The organism is Listeria sp. SHR_NRA_18 (assembly GCF_003856515.1).
Lineage (GTDB): Bacteria > Bacillota > Bacilli > Lactobacillales > Listeriaceae > Listeria_A > Listeria_A newyorkensis.
The window spans coordinates 1-825 of the sequence record NZ_QPKR01000043.1 but is presented as its reverse complement, the minus strand read 5'-3'; the positions used below and the strand labels follow the sequence as shown (position 1 = coordinate 825).

At 40.0% G+C, this 825-nt stretch carries 1 protein-coding gene; it reads right to left on the bottom strand.

Annotation, left to right across the window (positions count from 1 at the left end; all coding sequences use genetic code 11):
- The coding region (locus tag DUK53_RS17680; protein ID WP_255410907.1) for an MSCRAMM family protein at nt 1-825 on the bottom strand (825 nt) is incomplete at both ends.

Genomic DNA, 825 nt, shown 5'->3' with positions numbered 1-825 from the left:
GTGTTCCGTCTGCCGTTGACGTGAATGTATCCATGTCTTGATCGGCTGGGTAGTTGACGTGAAACTTCACGACATTTTTCTCACTGTCTAAAATTTGGTATTCCGTACCCGCAAGTGGCACTGTTTTTCCTGTTGTTGCATCTAGTTTTACAATCTTAACTTTGGCTTCGATGACTTTATCTTCGATGATATAATTGAAGTGTTGTCCTTGTGCTGTAATTTCGATATCGAATGGAGCGATTGGTTTATAGCCCCAAGGTGCATTGGTTTCCGTCAATGTATATTTACCATATGCTAAATTATTCACTTTTCCATAGCCTTGAATATCTGTTTTTACGACAGTAACTATTTTGCCTGTTGCCTTATGTGTCAATGTGAATTCTGCCCCTACTAACGGTAATTTTTGGCCATCTTTTAATGTATCCATCTGGCTTTGTAGTAGCGGTTTATTAGCAAATTTGATAAAATCAAAGCTACCTTTCATGACATTATCCGTGTATGTTTTGTTTTGTGTAATGACTTCGGTTGTGTTGTCCGTTTGCGTTACAACGGCTGGATAAATCGTTTTATCCAAGTTGTAGCCTTCTGGTGCAACTGTTTCTTTCACATAAACAGTTTTAGAACTTCCTTCTAGGGGTAAAGTCTTGAAAGTGAAATTACCTTTTGCATCAATCACTGCCTCGTCCAAAAGAACAGTGGCTGCTGCATCTGCGTATAAACCATAATTACCACCTGATAGCTTTGCATCACCTTGCGCTGCGTCGCCTGTTTCTGAATCCGCTTTATGGCCTGTGATTCGGAAAGAGACGAACTTGTTCGTAAACG